The organism is Yoonia sp. KMU-150, assembly GCF_056858355.1.
In genome coordinates this window covers 129366-145047 of the sequence record NZ_JBXEQF010000001.1, presented here as the reverse complement: position 1 = coordinate 145047, position 15682 = coordinate 129366, and the positions used below count along the sequence as shown (strand labels likewise).

The window sequence follows — 15682 nt, the reverse complement described above, 5'->3', positions numbered from 1 at the left end:
TGAGACCATGAACGACCTGATCGCCAAGGCGGCGATTGACCGCCGTATCACCGAAATCATCACCCCTGTCGTCGAAGACATGGGGTTCGAGGTCGTGCGCGTGCGGTTGATGACGGGCAAGGAGAGCACGTTGCAGGTCATGGCGCAGAAACCCGACGGCACCATCGAGGTCGATGAATGCGGTCAGATCAGCACCGCGATTTCAGCGGTGTTGGATGTCGAGGATCCGATCCTGGATGCCTACACGCTGGAGGTTTCAAGCCCCGGTATCGACCGCCCGCTGACCCGGCTCAAGGATTTCGATCAATGGGAAGGGTTCGAGGCCAAGGTCGAAACTGAGGAATTGATCGATGGGCGTCGCCGATTCAAGGGACAATTGGCCGGCACCGAAGGCGACGAGATTCTGATCACTATCGAGGAAGGCACCATCGGGCTGAAATTCGCCTGGTTGTCCGACGCCAAGCTCGTTCTGACCGATGATCTGATCCGCGACGTGCTGCGCGGCCGCAAGGACGCCGGGCAGATCGAAGAAAGCCAATTCGACGAGATCGAAACCATTATCGACAGTGATGACAACGTGGCCCCCGCCAAGGCGGGCAAGTCCAAACAGCGCCCGAGCAAAGCCAATGGCGCATCCAAGGAGAAGAACTGATGGCAATTACCTCCGCCAACCAGCTTGAGTTGTTGCAGACCGCAGAGGCCGTGGCCCGCGAAAAGATGATCGACCCCGCGTTGGTTATCGAGGCGATGGAAGAAAGCCTCGCGCGTGCGGCCAAGTCGCGTTACGGCGCTGAAATGGACATCCGCGTCTCCATCGACCGCAAGACCGGCCGTGCCACCTTTACCCGCGTGCGCACCGTGGTCGAGGATGAAGAACTTGAGAATTATCAGGCGGAATTTACCGTCGAGCAGGCCAAGCAGTACATGGAAAACCCCGAAGTCGGTCAGCAGCTGATCGAGGAAGTGCCGCCGGTCGAGCTGGGCCGGATCGCCGCGCAATCGGCCAAACAGGTTATCCTGCAAAAGGTCCGCGAAGCAGAGCGTGACAAGCAATACGAAGAATTCAAGGATCGCGCAGGCACGATCATCAACTGCCTGGTCAAGCGTGAAGAATACGGCAACGTCATTGTTGATATGAACCCCGGCGAAGGTATCTTGCGCCGCAACGAAAAGATCGGTCGCGAGGCATACCGCCCGAACGAGCGTATCCGCTGTTACATCAAGGACGTGCGCCGCGAACAGCGTGGCCCGCAGATTTTCCTGAGCCGCACCGCGCCGGAATTCATGGCCGAGTTGTTCAAGATGGAAGTGCCGGAAATCTATGAGGGCATTATCGAGATCAAGGCCGTCGCCCGTGACCCCGGTAGCCGTGCGAAGATCGCCGTGATCTCCTACGACAACTCCATCGACCCCGTCGGTGCTTGCGTGGGTATGCGCGGCAGCCGCGTGCAGGCCGTCGTGAACGAGCTTCAGGGCGAAAAGATCGATATCATCCCCTGGAACGAGGATATGCCGACCTTCCTCGTGAACGCGTTGCAGCCCGCCGAGGTCTCCAAGGTGGTTCTGGACGAGGAAGCCGGCAAGATCGAGGTCGTCGTGCCGGAAGAGCAGCTTTCGCTCGCCATCGGTCGTCGGGGTCAGAACGTGCGGCTTGCGTCGCAGCTGACCGGCCTCGACATCGACATCATGACCGAGGAAGAGGAATCCAAGCGTCGTCAGGCCGAATTCGAATTGCGTACCAAGCTGTTCATGGAGACGCTCGATCTGGATGAATTCTTTGCGCAGTTGCTGGTTTCCGAAGGGTTCACCAACCTGGAAGAAGTCGCTTATGTCGAGTTGGACGAATTGCTGGTGATCGAAGGCGTCGACGAGGACACGGCAGGCGAATTGCAGGCCCGTGCCCGTGACTATCTGGACGCGCAGAACAAGAAGGCCATGGAAGCGGCGATCGCCACGGGTGTCGAGCAGTCCCTGATCGACTTCGAAGGGTTGACGCCTCAAATGCTCGAGGCGCTGGGCAAGGACGGTGTAAAAACGCTGGAAGACTTTGCGACCTGCGCCGACTGGGAACTGGCCGGTGGCTGGACCACGGTGGATGGCGAGCGCATCAAGGACGACGGAGTGCTTGAACCCTTCGACGTGTCGCTGGAAGAGGCACAGGATATGGTCATGACGGCCCGCGTGATGCTGGGTTGGGTCGATCCTGCCGATCTCGAGGCGGACACCGAAGACGACGTCGCGGAAGAGGAAGCGGAGGCCTGATTTTCAGGCTCTCCCCTTGAACATGGCGCGCGGCGGCCAACATAAGACCAACCCGGACGGTGCGGAACGCAAGTGCATCGTGACAGGCGAGGTGCAGCCAAAGGCGGGCTTGATCCGCTTCGTGGTTGGCCCCGATGCGCAGGTCTATCCCGATATCTTGGGAAAACTGCCGGGGCGTGGTATGTATGTGACCGCTGATCGGCAGGTGCTGGAACAGGCCCGCAATGGCCAGTTTTCCCGCAGCGCGAAACAGGCGGTCACTATACCTGACGGGCTGGTCGGCGAGGTCGAAAAACAACTCGCCCGTCGTGTCGTCGATCTGGTGGCTCTTGCAAGAAAAGCGGGCCGCGCGGTCTGTGGCTTCGAAAAGGTCAAGGGCTGGCTGGCGGGTGGCGAAAATGTCCGTGTGCTGATGCAGGCCTCTGACGGGTCGGAACGCGGAAAGACAAAGTTGTGGACGCCCGAAGGTGCCAGATATTTCGGGTGTTTGACCGCTCGGGAATTGGGTTTGGCATTCGGGCGGCAAAGTGTGATACATGGCGCGCTCTCGACTGGTGGACTCGGCAATCGTGTTGTAGAGGAAGCCACAAGACTTGCGGGTTTGCGCGGTATTGATGGGCGCGGAATTGACGGTGGCAAAGCGGCCGCCGGGAAGGAACAGAAGCTAAATGAGCGATAACGACGGCAAGAAAACACTCGGTCTTGGCGGCTCCCGTCCGGGGAGCGTGAAGCAGAGTTTCAGCCACGGGCGCACGAAGAACGTGGTGGTGGAGACCAAGCGCAAGCGCGTTGTGGTGCCAAAGCCGGGTGCCGCAAAGCCGACCACCGGGGCAAGCCCTGCGGTCAGCCGTGATCCGTCCAAACGGCCCGCGGGCATTTCGGATGTCGAACTCGAACGCCGGATGAAGGCGCTTGCCCTGGCCAAAGCCCGCGAAGCCGAAGAAGCGGAAAAGCGCGAAGCCGAAGAGAGAGCGCGTGCGGAAGAGCGCGAAGCCCGTCGCGCCGAGGCGGAGGCCAAGGAAGCCGAGGACCGCGAGCGTGAAGAGCGCGCCAAGGCGAAAGCCGACGAGGAAGAGCGCAAGAAGGCAGCCGATGCGGCCAAGAAGTCGGCACCTGCCGCCGACCCTGCGTCGATTCCCGGAGAGGCTGCGATACCGCGCCCTGCCGCAGGTGCGCGCAAGGTCGACCGTGAACGCGACAATCGCAACGAGAAGAATACAAAGTCGAAGCCGGGCCGCGAAGGCGATGGCCGCCGCGGCGGCAAGCTGACGCTGAGCGCGGCGACAGCGGGTCGCGAGGGTGGACGCCAGCGGTCGATGGCCGCGATGAAGCGCAAGCAGGACCGCGCCCGCGCCAAGGCGATGGGTGTCTCTGCCGAGCGTGAAAAGGTTTACCGCGAAGTGGCGCTGCCCGAAGCGATCACCGTATCCGAACTTGCCGCCCGTATGACCGAACGTGTCGCCGATGTCGTCAAGGCGTTGATGAACAACGGTATCATGGCGACCCAGACCCAGACGATCGATGCGGATACAGCCGAACTGATTATCGAGGAATTCGGCCACACCGTCGTGCGTGTATCGGATGCCGACGTGGAACAGTCCATCGCACAGGAAGAAGATAAAGAAGAAGACCTCAAGCCGCGCGCGCCGATCATCACCATCATGGGCCACGTCGACCACGGCAAAACCTCGCTGCTTGATGCGATCCGCAAGACGCGGGTCGTGCAGGGCGAGGCCGGTGGCATAACGCAGCACATTGGGGCTTATCAGGTCACGACGGAAGGTGGGCAAGTGCTCTCGTTCCTCGACACGCCAGGCCACGCGGCGTTCACGTCGATGCGGTCGCGAGGGGCGCAGGTGACGGACATTGTCGTCCTCGTAGTCGCTGCCGACGATGCGGTGATGCCGCAGACGATCGAGGCGATCAATCACGCCAAGGCTGCCGACGTTCCGATGATCGTCGCGATCAACAAGATCGACCGCCCGGCCGCAAACCCCGACAAGGTCCGCACGGACCTGCTTCAGCATGAAGTCATCGTCGAGAAAATGTCGGGTGACGTTCAGGACATCGAGGTGTCCGCGATCACCGGTGACGGTCTTGACGATCTGCTTGAAGCGATTGCGCTGCAGGCCGAAATCCTTGAACTCAAGGCCAACCCCGACCGCGCTGCCATGGGTGCCGTGATCGAAGCGCAGCTGGACGTGGGGCGTGGCCCCGTCGCCACGGTTCTGGTGCAGAACGGCACGTTGCGCCGCGGCGATATCTTTGTCGTCGGCGAACAGTGGGGCAAGGTCCGCGCGCTGATCGACGACAAGGGTGACCGCGTCGAAGAGGCGGGCCCATCGGTGCCGGTCGAGGTTCTGGGTCTGAACGGAACACCAGAGGCTGGCGATGTCCTGAACGTCGTCGAGACCGAGGCGCAGGCACGCGAAATCGCGGAATACCGCGAGAAAGCCGCCAAGGACAAACGCGCCGCAGCCGGTGCCGCCACGACGCTGGAACAGCTGATGGCGAATGCGAAGGCCAACGAGGACGTCAGCGAATTGCCGATTCTGGTCAAGGCGGACGTGCAGGGCTCTGCCGAAGCGATCGTGCAGGCGATGGAAAAGATCGGCAACGACGAGGTGCGCGTGCGCGTGCTCCACTCCGGGGTCGGCGCGATCACGGAATCCGACATCGGCCTGGCCGAAGCATCGGGCGCACCAGTGTTCGGCTTCAACGTGCGTGCCAACGCATCGGCGCGAAACACTGCGAACCAGAAGGGCGTGGAGATCCGCTATTATTCGGTGATCTACGACCTCGTGGATGATGTGAAAGCGGCCGCTTCGGGTCTGCTGTCCGCCGAAATCCGCGAAAAGTTCATCGGTTATGCGACCATCAAGGACGTGTTCAAGGTGTCCAACGTCGGCAAGGTCGCCGGGTGTCTGGTCACCGAAGGCGTCGCCCGTCGGTCAGCGGGTGTTCGCCTGCTGCGCGACAACGTGGTCATTCACGAAGGCACGCTGAAAACGCTGAAACGCTTCAAGGACGAGGTTGCCGAGGTGCAGTCCGGTCAGGAATGCGGGATGGCGTTCGAGAACTATGAGGACATTCGCGCCGACGATGTAATCGAGATTTTCGAGCGCGAAGAGGTCGAACGGAACCTTTAAGATACCGGTGGCGTGAAACCCCACCCTACGATAAATGAAAGGGCGGCTCCGGCGACGGGGCCGTCTTTTTTTGTTGTAACTGCGGGAGCCTCCGGCGGGAGTATTTCCGGCAAGATAATACTAGAGCCAGTCGCGCAGGATCGGGATTAACGGAATATCGGCAGGCGGCATCGGGTAATCCTTGAGGTCGCGCGCATGAACCCACTTCAACGTTTGACCTTCTTGCGCCTGTGGCGTCCCACTCCATTTCCGGCAGGCAAAGAGCGGCATCAGCAGGTGGAAGTCGTCGTACTCATGCGAGGCGAAGGTCAGGGGTGCAAGGCAGGATGCCCAAGTGTCGATACCAAGTTCTTCCTGCAATTCGCGGATCAGTGCGTATTCGGGCGTCTCGCCCGGTTCGACCTTTCCACCGGGGAACTCCCAAAGACCAGCCATGGATTTATCCGGCGGGCGCTGGGCAAGCAACACACGCCCATCCACATCAATCAGGGCGACCGCCGAAACGAGGATCGTCTTCACGACCGGTAGTCGGCGTTGATGCGGATATATTCGTGGGTCAGATCGCAGGTGCAGACGGTGCTGGTGCCGTCGCCCAGACCCAGATCGACGTTGATCGTCAGGTCCTGCTGCTTCATGTAGGCGGCACCGGCTTCCTCGGTATAGTCGGGCGACACCCAGCCCTCTTCCGCCACCAGAATATCGCCGAAGCGGATGCTGAGACGGTCCCGATCCGCCTGCGCGCCGGATTTTCCGACAGCCATGACGATACGGCCCCAATTCGGGTCCTCGCCCGCGATGGCCGTTTTGACCAGAGGCGAATTAGCCGTGGCGAGCGCCACCAGCCGCGCATCGGAGTCCGTCGCCGCGCCAGTGACATTGACGGTCACAAATTTGGTGGCACCCTCGCCGTCGCGCACAACTTGATGTGCAAGATCCAGCATGACCGCGTGAAGCGCCTCGCCGAAGTCGTCGTTCCCTGCAACGTCGACACCCGACGCGCCGGTCGCGGCGATCATCAGACTGTCGGAGGTCGAGGTGTCGCTGTCCACCGTGATGCAGTTGAAGGTGCGGTCGTTCAGACGCGACACGAGCGCCTGCAAATCGGGTTGCCCGATCCGCGCGTCGGTGAAGATATACACCAGCATCGTCGCCATATCAGGCGCAATCATACCGGAGCCTTTGGCGATGCCGGCGATTTTCACATCCTTGCCGCCAATCCTCACGGAGCGCGTCGCACCCTTGGGAAACGTGTCGGTCGTCATGATCGCCTTGGCAGCGGCGTTCAGCCCGCCTGCGTCCTGTGCGCCGTTTAGTTCGTCCAATTTCGCCACGATCTTTTCGTGTGGCAGCCGCTGTCCGATCACGCCAGTGGATGCAGTGAATACGCGGTTCGCGTCAATGCCTGTGACGTCGGATACGCCCTTGCACAGTGCGGCCACGGACCCCTCGCCATGCTTTCCGGTAAAGGCGTTGGAGTTTCCCGAGTTCACCAGAATCGCGGCAGGGCCGTCGCTGCTTGCCGCCAGCTTACTCTGGCAGTCCAGCACGTTGGCCGACCTGGTGGCGGAGCGGGTGAAGACACCCGCCACGCTGCTACCATCAGCGATCAGCGCAAGCATTACATCGGTGCGATCGGTGCGTTTGATCCCCGCTGCCGCCGCCGCGAAGGTCACGCCTTCGATGACCGGCAGGTCGGGAAATGACGCGGGCGCAAGCGGTGACAAGGGCATGGCTTATGGCTCCAGCAAGTCGAGGTTCGAGATCAGAGCGGGATCGAAGGCACCCTCTTCCGGACGGGTCACTGCGGTTGCGTCCTCCAGCGCCGTCAGGCGTTCCTGAATCGCGGCCTCCTGCAGCTCACCCGTCAATTCCCGGCGCACGCTATCCAGCGATGGTGGCTCTGCTGTGCGGGTTTCGTTCAGCTTGATGACGTGCCATCCGAATTGTGTCTGGACCGGCCCTGCGACAGCACCGACTTCCATATCCATCACGGCACTTTCGAACTCGGGCACCATCTGGCCCGCGCCGAACCAGCCAAGATTGCCACCGTTCGGGCCGGTCGGACCGGTGGAAACATCGCGCGCGACATCGGCAAATTCTTCGCCGTCGTCCTCCACCCGCGCTTTGGCCGCAATGGCCTCTTCCTCGGTTTCGACGAGCAGGTGAGAGGCGTTGTATTCCATACCCGCTTCGGTATCCGCAAAGCGTGCGTCGTATGCAGCCTGCAGGGCTTCCTCGGTCACCGCGCCGTTCGTGATATCGTTGATGACCTCACCGGCCATCAGAGTGCGCCGCTCGTTCTCCAGCGCGTATTCGACGCGCGCCGGAGTCTCTTCCAGCGAGTCGGCCAGCAGCTGCTGCTGGATCAGCTGGTCCAGCACACCTTGAAACAGCACCTCGTCCGGCAGTTGCGCATATTGCTGCGGCAGTTGCGCGCGGGTGATGATCATCTGGCCAAGCGTGATTTCGGTGTCCCCGACGGTGGCGACCACGGTATCGGCGGTCGCGTCCTGTGCGGAAGCGCTGGTGGCCAGCCCGGCGAACAGCACGACAGTGCCCAGAAGTGTTGTGTGTATGCGCATCGAGCGCCTCCTATACCTGTGCGGACGGCCCGCGACGTTGACACTTTATGACCCCGCCCTTACATCCCTTGCAGGCTTTCGAGGGGGCCGAACTTGGCCCTTTGTAGGTGGCCCGCGCAGGGCCTACAAGCGACCTCCTCTCAAATAGACGTCAGACAGGCGCAGCGGCGCTATCGGAGAGAATATGCTCGGACTTGGAACCGTCGCCAAAAAGGTTTTTGGCACCGCGAACGACCGAAAGATCAAGGCGGTCCGCCCGCTGGTTGCAAAGATCAACGCGCTGGAACCCGAATTCGAAGCCCTGTCCGACGACGAGATCAAGCAACGCACCGAGGCTTTGGCGCAGCGCGCAATGGGCGGTGAGAAGCTCGATGATATCCTGCCCGAGGCCTTTGCCAACTGTCGCGAGGCCGCCCGCCGCGCGCTGGGCCTTCGCGCCTTCGACACACAGCTTCTGGGCGCGATCTTCCTGCATCAGGGCAATATCTCGGAACAGAAAACAGGCGAAGGCAAGACCCTCACCGCGACCTTTGCGGCCTATCTAAATGCGCTGTCCGGCAAGGGTGTGCATATCGTCACCGTCAACGATTACCTGGCGAAACGAGACGCGGAATGGATGGCCAAGGTCTATGGCGCGCTGGGTCTGACGACAGGCGTCGTCTATCCACAGCAGCCCGAGGACGAAAAGCACAAGGCCTATCGCTGCGATATCACCTATGCCACCAACAACGAGTTGGGCTTTGACTATCTGCGCGACAATATGAAATCGGAACTGTCTCAGATGATGCAGCGCCCGCACAACTTTGCTATCGTGGACGAGGTCGACAGCATTCTGATCGACGAGGCCCGCACCCCGCTCATCATCTCTGGCCCGGCACAGGACCGCAGCCAGATGTACCTGGAAATCAACCGCGTGATCCCGGACGTGTCCGAAGAACACTACACGATTGACGAGAAGTCCCGTCAGGCAACCTTCACCGACGAGGGCAACGACTGGCTGGAAGAAAAGCTGTCGCAGCGCGGTCTGCTGCCCGAGGGGCAAACGCTTTATGACCCCGAAAGCGCCACGCTGGTGCATCACACCAGTCAGGCGTTGAAGGCGCATAAGCTCTTTACCAAGGACAAGGACTATATCGTCCGCGACCAGGAGGTCGTGCTTATCGACGAATTTACGGGCCGTATGATGACGGGCCGCCGCCTGTCGGACGGTCTGCACCAGGCGATCGAGGCCAAGGAAGGCGTGTCGATCAAGCCGGAAAACGTGACGCTCGCCTCCGTCACCTTTCAGAACTATTTCCGCCTGTACGAGAAACTTGCCGGGATGACCGGCACCGCCCTGACAGAGGCCGAGGAATTCAAGGAAATCTATAACCTTGGCGTGGTCGAGGTGCCGACGAACCGGCCCATCGCACGTCAGGATGATAACGACATGGTGTTCCGCACCGCGCGCGAGAAATTCGACGGTGTCGTAAAGGAGATCAAGGAGGCCAACGAGAAGGGGCAGCCGATCCTTGTCGGCACGACCTCCATCGAAAAATCCGAATTTCTGTCCCAGATGCTGACCAAGGAAGGGATCAAGCACAACGTGCTCAACGCCCGCCAGCACGAGCAGGAAGCGCAGATCATCGCCGATGCCGGCAAGTTCGGCGCGGTGACCATCGCCACGAACATGGCCGGACGCGGCACCGACATCCAGCTTGGCGGCAACGTCGAGATGAAGGTGCTCGAAGCGATGGCCGCCGATCCGGAGGCCGATCCCGACGCGCTGCGCTCGCGGATCGAGGCCGAGACGGCGGAGGAAAAGGAAAAGGTCAAGGCAGCGGGCGGCTTGTTCGTGCTTGCCACGGAACGCCATGAAAGCCGCCGGATCGACAACCAGCTACGCGGACGCTCGGGGCGTCAGGGTGACCCGGGGCGGTCGCTGTTCCTGCTGTCGCTTGAAGATGATCTGATGCGGATCTTCGGGTCCGAGCGGCTCGACAAGGTGCTGTCGACGCTAGGCATGAAGGAAGGCGAGGCGATCGTGCATCCTTGGGTGAACAAATCGCTTGAGCGCGCGCAGGCAAAGGTCGAAGGACGCAACTTCGATATCCGAAAGCAGCTGCTAAAATTTGACGACGTGATGAACGAGCAGCGCAAGGTGATCTTCTCCCAGCGCCTCGAAATCATGGAAAGCAAGGACCTGTCTGAGATCGTCCAGGATATGCGCCACCAGGTGATCGACGATCTGGTCGCGCAATATATGCCCGCAAAAACCTATGCCGATCAGTGGGATACAGAAGGGCTTTATGCCGCCGTCATCCAGAACCTCGGGATCGACGTGCCCGTGATACAATGGGCGGACGAAGAAGGCGTCGATGACGACGTTGTTCGTGAGCGACTGGAGGAGGCATCGGATAAGCACATGGCCGAAAAGCTGGCTGCGTTCGGTGAAGAAACGATGCGCAACGTCGAAAAGCAACTTGTCCTGCAAACAATCGACGCGAAATGGCGCGAGCACCTGTTGACGCTGGAACACCTGCGCTCTGTCGTCGGTTTCCGAGGTTACGCCCAGCGCGATCCACTGAATGAATACAAGACCGAAGGGTTTCAGCTGTTCGAGCGTCTGCTGGACAGTCTGCGCACGGATGTGACGCAAAAACTGGCGCAAATCCGTCCGATGAGTCAGGAAGAACAGCAGCAGATGATCGCCCAGATGCGGGCCCAGCAGGAAGAGGCCGCTGCCGATGCAAAGGCGCGCGCGACGAGCGCCGCTTCGCCGACCGGTGCCACGCCCCGCGACGGCTTTGTCGAGGACGATCCGTCAACATGGGGCGAACCGGGGCGCAACGATGCCTGTCCCTGTGGCTCAGGCAAGAAATTCAAGCACTGTCATGGTCGGCTTGCCTGAATTGAAATGACCGGACTACCGGCATGGTTGTGCCGTATTTCTGTCACCACAATACCTTGGTCACGTCCATCTGACGTCACCGTCGCGCGACACAGTGTTTCCAAATCCGAACTGGATAGGGACAAATGTGATGGCGAGACCAAAGAAACTGATGACGGCCGTGACGACGTTTTCGACGGCGTTGGGTATTGGCTTTGTCATGCAATATGGCGATGCCGTCGCGGCCCGTTTCCTGCCCGGTGACGAGGTAGACCGGATCAGCGAGGAACAGGCACGTACACTCGCGGCCCTGCGGCCCGCGACGCAGGGATTCGCCGATCCGCTGACCGCGATCCCAGCCGATGCCGACGTTGACGCAATTCTCGGCAATGCCGAAGCCGTCATGATCGATGCGCCCGTGCATACACCCGTCCGCGTCGCCAGCGTCGAGGAATTGACACCGCCGACGCTCGATCTGCCGCAGGCGCTGGAACCGACTGCTGCCTGCGATATCACGATGTCCGCAACGACGGTCGGGATGGCGATGGTCGATGTGGCACTTGCCGCACCTTGCCATGTCGACACCGATTTTGTTTTGCATCATCAGGGCATGATGTTTTCCGCACTGACCGACGATGGCGGACAATTCTCCCTGACCGTACCGGCGCTGGCCGAAACAGCTGTTTTTGTGGCGGCTTTCCCCGACGATCAGGGAGCGGTCGCACAGACCGATGTGCCGGATCTGGCACAATTCGACCGGGCCGTCTTGCAATGGCAGGGACAGGACGGCATGCAGCTTCACGCGCTCGAATTCGGTGCCGATTATGGTGAGACAGGCCATATCTCGGCGGTTTCGGTGGGTAACATGACACAGCTTGAAGCCGGCGCGGGGGGATATCTGACCACACTTGGTGATCGCCGCGCCACCGAACCTTTCCTGGCCGAGGTCTATACATTCCCGACTGGGCGTGCTGCTCGGAATGGTGCAGTGAAGCTGAATGTCGAGGCCGAGATCACGGCAGAAAACTGTGGACGTGACGTCGCCGCGCAAAGCATGCAGATCATGCCGGGACAGGACCCCGACGCAACCGATCTGACGATGACCATGCCCGGCTGTGACGCCATCGGTGAATTTCTTGTGTTGAAAAATATGTTCGAGGACCTGACACTCGCGGCGAGATGACGCGTGACAGACACGAGACCCTTTGGGACAGTTTGAAACGTGCGGCGATTTTCGCCGCACTTTTCGTTTCTGCGCCGATTGCCCAGGCGCAGGAGGTCACACTGACATCACCCGGCGGAGGACTGGAATTGACAGGCCGGGTCATGGGGTATGACGGCCAGTTCCTGCAGGTCGAAACGGAATATGGTGCGCTGACGCTGGACTATGCAAGTGTGCGTTGCGCTGGTACCGCGTGTCCGGATGCGGAGAACTTTCTCCCAACGGTACGTCTGTCCGGCGAGGCTGCAATGGCGGCGGTCTTGCTGCCCGCCCTCGTCGATAGTTTTGCGCGAAGCCGGGGACAATCGACCACGACGGTGCAGGTCGATGACGCCCGTTTTGCGATAATGCTGGCTGACGCAGATGGCGACGTTCAGGCGGAATTTCAATTTCATACCGCAAACACGGCAGAAGGCTTCGCCGACTTCATCGCGTTGGAAGCCGATCTCGTCATGGCCAGCCGAGAGGTGCGCGACTCTGAACGGGACCGCGCCGCCGAAGTGGGTCTGGGGCGTCTGGATGATCCAGCGCAAAGCCGGATTATCGGGATTGACGCACTTGTGCCGGTTACGTCCGCGGGCTGGCCGGTGACGGACATTTCGTTGCGGGATCTGGCGGCGGCTTTCAGGGGCGATATCACGAACTGGCGTCAGATGGATGGCCCCGACCTTCCCGTGACGCTGCATCTTGGCCCTGCGCGGGACGGACAGATGCAGGGTTTTCTGGATCGGGTGGTGCGCCTTGGCAATCATGATCTGACAGAGGATGTCACGCACCATGCCGGCAGTGATGCGATGGCACGCGCCGTTGCGTCCGAACCGGGTGCACTTGGCGTCATGTCTTTCAGTGATATGGGGTTTGCTCAGCCGATGGTGCTGCGCGATGCCTGCGGGATTGTCGCAACGCCTGTCTTGACGACCCTGAAGACAGAAGACTATCCGCTGACCGCGCCGCTGTTTCTTTATCTGCCTTCGCGCCGCATGCCCGCGGTCGTTGGTGAGTTTCTTGTCTATTTACGGACCCCGCAGGCGCAACTGGTCGTGCGTCGTGCGGGATATGTCGATCAGGGTGCGATTCCGATCCCGCTCGATGCGCAGGGTCAGCGGTTTGTGAACGCAATCGCCGCCGCTGGCGAGGATATTCCGCTGACGGAACTGCAGCGTATGGTCCGTGTGCTTGCACCGCGTACACGGATGTCGACCAGCTTTCGCTTCAAAGTGGGATCGACCCGGCTTGATGCGCAATCGCGCTCCGGGTTGACCAACCTTGCGCAGTCGATCCGCGATGGATCCTACGCTGGCCAAAGCCTCTTACTTGTCGGATTCAGCGATGGGCGGGGCGGGGCCGTCGCCAATCGCGATCTTGCCGCAGCCCGCGCCGAGGCGGTCAAACGCGCACTGATCGCCGTTCTGGGGCAGGTTCCGGCCGATGTACAGCTTGAGACAGAGGCCTTTGGCGAGGCGCTTCCGATGGGGTGTGACGATACCGAATGGGGCCGCCAGATGAATCGGCGCGTCGAATTGTGGGTGACCCAACAGGTATCAGAGTAATCCCGCGCTCCGGAACGACAGTTCGCGTGATTTGCCAATGATCAGATGATCATGCAGCGTGATGCCCACCGCGTTGGCCGCCGTATTGATCTGTGCGGTCATGTCGATATCGGCCCGGGACGGTGTCGGATCGCCGGAAGGGTGGTTATGCACAAGTATGAGGGACGCTGCGTTCAGTTCGAGCGCCCGCTTGACCACCTCGCGCGGATAGACCGGAACATGATCGATGGTTCCTTTCGCCTGTTCCTCATCCGCGATCAGCACATTCTTGGTATCGAGAAAGAGTATGCGGAACTGCTCTGTCTCGCGGTGGGCCATGACCGTGTGGCAATAGTCGAGCAGCGCATCCCAGCCTGAAACCACATGCCGCTTGATGACACGCGCACGGGCCATGCGGTGGGCTGCAGCCTCTATAATCTTGAGATCACAGGCGACGGCCGCGCCAACCCCGCCAATCTGGCGCAATTGCGATGTCGGGGCCGACAACACCCGGTTCAAATCGCCGAACTTCTTCAAGAGCGCATGGGCGATCGGTTTGACGTCACCCCGCCCGATTGCGCGAAACAGCAGCAACTCCAATAATTCGTAGTCGGGGATCGCGTCTGATCCGCCCGCTGTAAACCTGTCCCGCAGTCTTTGACGATGTCCGACGATGTAGGACGGCAGCTTTTCCTTGCGTAGCTGAACGTTTGCAGGACGTTCGATCACCTCGAACGTGTCGTCATCATCGAAGAGAGACAGGGTTTCGTCGATCTGAAACATAGAAAGAACATGACATGATTCTGATTAACAGAGTCTGAATCTGTTGGCCGTGACGATATGAGAATGGGGCGGCTGATGCCGCCACCTCGCTATCCCTTCATGCCGTCCCAGAAGCTCTTGACGCTTTTGAAAAAGCTGGAACCCTGCGGATTGTTTTCCGCCGCTATCTCGTCAAATTCGCGCAGAATCTCGCGCTGTCGCGATGTCAGGTTGACCGGTGTTTCGACTGCAAGTTCGATCAGCATATCGCCCGGTTGACCGCCGCGCAGGCCGGGCATCCCCTTTGATCGCAGGCGCATCTGGCGACCCGATTGCGACCCTTCGGGGATTTTCACGCGTGAGCGGCCGCCGTCAATCGTCGGAACCTCGATCTCACCGCCAAGCGCGGCAGAGGCCATGCTGACCGGCACGCGACAATAGAGCGTCGTGCCGTCGCGTTCGAACAGCTTGTGTGCGTTCACCTCGATAAAGATGTACAGGTCACCCGTCGGTCCGCCGCGCATCCCTGCCTCACCCTCACCGGCAAGCCGGATCCGGGTACCGGTTTCGACCCCGGCGGGGATGTTCACCGAAAGCGATTTTTCTTTCTCGACACGCCCATGCCCGTGGCAGGTCTTGCAGGGGTTCTTGATCGTCTGACCCATACCGTTACAGGTCGGGCAGGTGCGCTCGACGGTAAAGAAACCCTGCTGTGCACGGACCTTGCCCATACCCGAGCATGTCGGGCAGGTTTGGGGTTCCGAACCGCCCTCGGCCCCGCTTCCGTTGCAGCTGTCACAGCTTACGGCGGTCGGCACGGTGATCGTTTTCTGCATTCCATTGAATGCATCTTCGAGATCAATCCGAAGGTTGTAGCGCAGGTCATTGCCGCGTTGTGCACGCGATCCGCCGCCGCGCCCGCGCCCGCCCATCATGTCGCCGAACAGATCGTCGAACACGTCTGAAAACGCGCTGCTGAAATCGCCGTGCCCGCCGCGCGTACCTCCGCCCGCGCTGGCCCCTATACCGCCTTCGAACGCGGCGTGGCCATAGCGATCATAGGCGGCCTTCTTCTCGGCACTTTTCAGCACTTCATAGGCTTCGTTCGCTTCCTTGAACTGTGCCTCAGCCTTGGGATTGTCGGCGTTGCGGTCGGGGTGCAGCTCTTTCGCCTTTTGACGATAGGCTTTCTTGATCTCGTCGGCGCTTGCGCCCTTCGAGACCCCGAGCGTTTCATAATAATCGCGTTTTGCCATCTGTTTTTCCCCCTTGGGAACAGGAATGACCGGCCCGGATCAACGGACCGG

General features: G+C 60.6%; 12 protein-coding genes. 7 read left to right on the top strand and 5 right to left on the bottom strand.

Annotation, left to right across the window (positions count from 1 at the left end; genetic code table 11):
• Positions 1–7: 7 nt before the first annotated feature.
• Genes rimP through infB form a run of 4 tightly spaced genes read left to right on the top strand, consistent with a single transcriptional unit; the run spans position 8 to position 5411 of the window.
• Positions 8–652 (top strand): ribosome maturation factor RimP, encoded by a 645-nt coding sequence (gene rimP / locus AC04PH_RS00690; protein WP_483063822.1) that lies wholly within the window; start codon positions 8–10, stop codon positions 650–652.
• Positions 652–2262, top strand: coding sequence for a transcription termination factor NusA (gene nusA, locus AC04PH_RS00685; RefSeq protein WP_483063821.1), 1611 nt, complete (start codon positions 652–654; stop codon positions 2260–2262). Before rimP ends, nusA begins: the two co-directional genes overlap by 1 nt.
• 22 nt (positions 2263–2284) lie before the next feature.
• On the top strand, positions 2285–2941 hold the full coding sequence (locus AC04PH_RS00680) for an RNA-binding protein (protein ID WP_483066117.1): 657 nt from the start codon (positions 2285–2287) through the stop codon (positions 2939–2941).
• Positions 2931–5411 carry a translation initiation factor IF-2 gene (gene infB / locus AC04PH_RS00675; RefSeq protein ID WP_483063820.1) on the top strand — a complete coding sequence of 827 codons (2481 nt, stop codon included), beginning with the start codon at positions 2931–2933 and terminating at the stop codon, positions 5409–5411. Before AC04PH_RS00680 ends, infB begins: the two co-directional genes overlap by 11 nt.
• Before the next feature lie 120 nt (positions 5412–5531).
• Here infB and mutT read toward each other — a convergent pair whose 3' ends face one another.
• Genes mutT through AC04PH_RS00660 form a run of 3 tightly spaced genes read right to left on the bottom strand, consistent with a single transcriptional unit; the run spans position 5532 to position 7993 of the window.
• Positions 5532–5930 (bottom strand): 8-oxo-dGTP diphosphatase MutT, encoded by a 399-nt coding sequence (gene mutT / locus AC04PH_RS00670; RefSeq protein ID WP_483063819.1) that lies wholly within the window; start codon positions 5928–5930, stop codon positions 5532–5534.
• Positions 5927–7141, bottom strand: coding sequence for a bifunctional glutamate N-acetyltransferase/amino-acid acetyltransferase ArgJ (argJ, locus tag AC04PH_RS00665; protein WP_483063818.1), 1215 nt, complete (start codon positions 7139–7141; stop codon positions 5927–5929). The genes mutT and argJ overlap by 4 nt, the downstream gene beginning before the upstream one ends.
• A 3-nt stretch (positions 7142–7144) precedes the next feature.
• A complete protein-coding gene (locus AC04PH_RS00660; protein ID WP_483063817.1) occupies positions 7145–7993 on the bottom strand; it encodes a peptidylprolyl isomerase in 849 nt (282 codons plus the stop codon).
• Between the two features lie 184 nt (positions 7994–8177).
• On the opposite strand from AC04PH_RS00660, the gene secA reads away from it, so the two are divergent.
• The 3 genes from secA (at position 8178) to AC04PH_RS00645 (ending at position 13634) form a co-directional block, all read left to right on the top strand.
• On the top strand, positions 8178–10883 hold the full coding sequence (gene secA / locus AC04PH_RS00655; protein WP_483063816.1) for a preprotein translocase subunit SecA: 2706 nt from the start codon (positions 8178–8180) through the stop codon (positions 10881–10883).
• A 130-nt stretch (positions 10884–11013) separates the two neighbouring features.
• Complete coding sequence (locus AC04PH_RS00650; protein WP_483063815.1) at positions 11014–12045, top strand: hypothetical protein; 1032 nt, start codon at positions 11014–11016, stop codon at positions 12043–12045.
• A complete protein-coding gene (locus AC04PH_RS00645) occupies positions 12042–13634 on the top strand; it encodes a phosphate ABC transporter substrate-binding/OmpA family protein (protein ID WP_483063814.1) in 1593 nt (530 codons plus the stop codon). Before AC04PH_RS00650 ends, AC04PH_RS00645 begins: the two co-directional genes overlap by 4 nt.
• Here the strand turns inward: AC04PH_RS00645 and radC are convergent.
• Both radC and dnaJ read right to left on the bottom strand, forming a co-directional pair.
• Positions 13626–14396, bottom strand: a complete 771-nt coding sequence (gene radC, locus AC04PH_RS00640; protein ID WP_483063813.1) for a RadC family protein — start codon at positions 14394–14396, stop codon at positions 13626–13628. The genes AC04PH_RS00645 and radC overlap by 9 nt on opposite strands.
• 89 nt (positions 14397–14485) lie before the next feature.
• A complete protein-coding gene (gene dnaJ, locus AC04PH_RS00635) occupies positions 14486–15631 on the bottom strand; it encodes a molecular chaperone DnaJ (protein ID WP_483063812.1) in 1146 nt (381 codons plus the stop codon).
• Positions 15632–15682: the final 51 nt, after the last annotated feature.

Coding starts and splice junctions, on each gene's coding strand:
- dnaJ (WP_483063812.1), bottom strand. CDS start 15,631: ATGGCAAAACGCGATTATTATGAAACGCTCGGGGTCTCGAAGGGCGCA.
- AC04PH_RS00680 (WP_483066117.1), top strand. CDS start 2,285: ATGGCGCGCGGCGGCCAACATAAGACCAACCCGGACGGTGCGGAACGC.
- AC04PH_RS00660 (WP_483063817.1), bottom strand. CDS start 7,993: ATGCGCATACACACAACACTTCTGGGCACTGTCGTGCTGTTCGCCGGG.
- argJ (WP_483063818.1), bottom strand. CDS start 7,141: ATGCCCTTGTCACCGCTTGCGCCCGCGTCATTTCCCGACCTGCCGGTC.
- rimP (WP_483063822.1), top strand. CDS start 8: ATGAACGACCTGATCGCCAAGGCGGCGATTGACCGCCGTATCACCGAA.
- AC04PH_RS00645 (WP_483063814.1), top strand. CDS start 12,042: ATGACGCGTGACAGACACGAGACCCTTTGGGACAGTTTGAAACGTGCG.
- AC04PH_RS00650 (WP_483063815.1), top strand. CDS start 11,014: ATGGCGAGACCAAAGAAACTGATGACGGCCGTGACGACGTTTTCGACG.
- infB (WP_483063820.1), top strand. CDS start 2,931: ATGAGCGATAACGACGGCAAGAAAACACTCGGTCTTGGCGGCTCCCGT.
- secA (WP_483063816.1), top strand. CDS start 8,178: ATGCTCGGACTTGGAACCGTCGCCAAAAAGGTTTTTGGCACCGCGAAC.
- nusA (WP_483063821.1), top strand. CDS start 652: ATGGCAATTACCTCCGCCAACCAGCTTGAGTTGTTGCAGACCGCAGAG.
- radC (WP_483063813.1), bottom strand. CDS start 14,396: ATGTTTCAGATCGACGAAACCCTGTCTCTCTTCGATGATGACGACACG.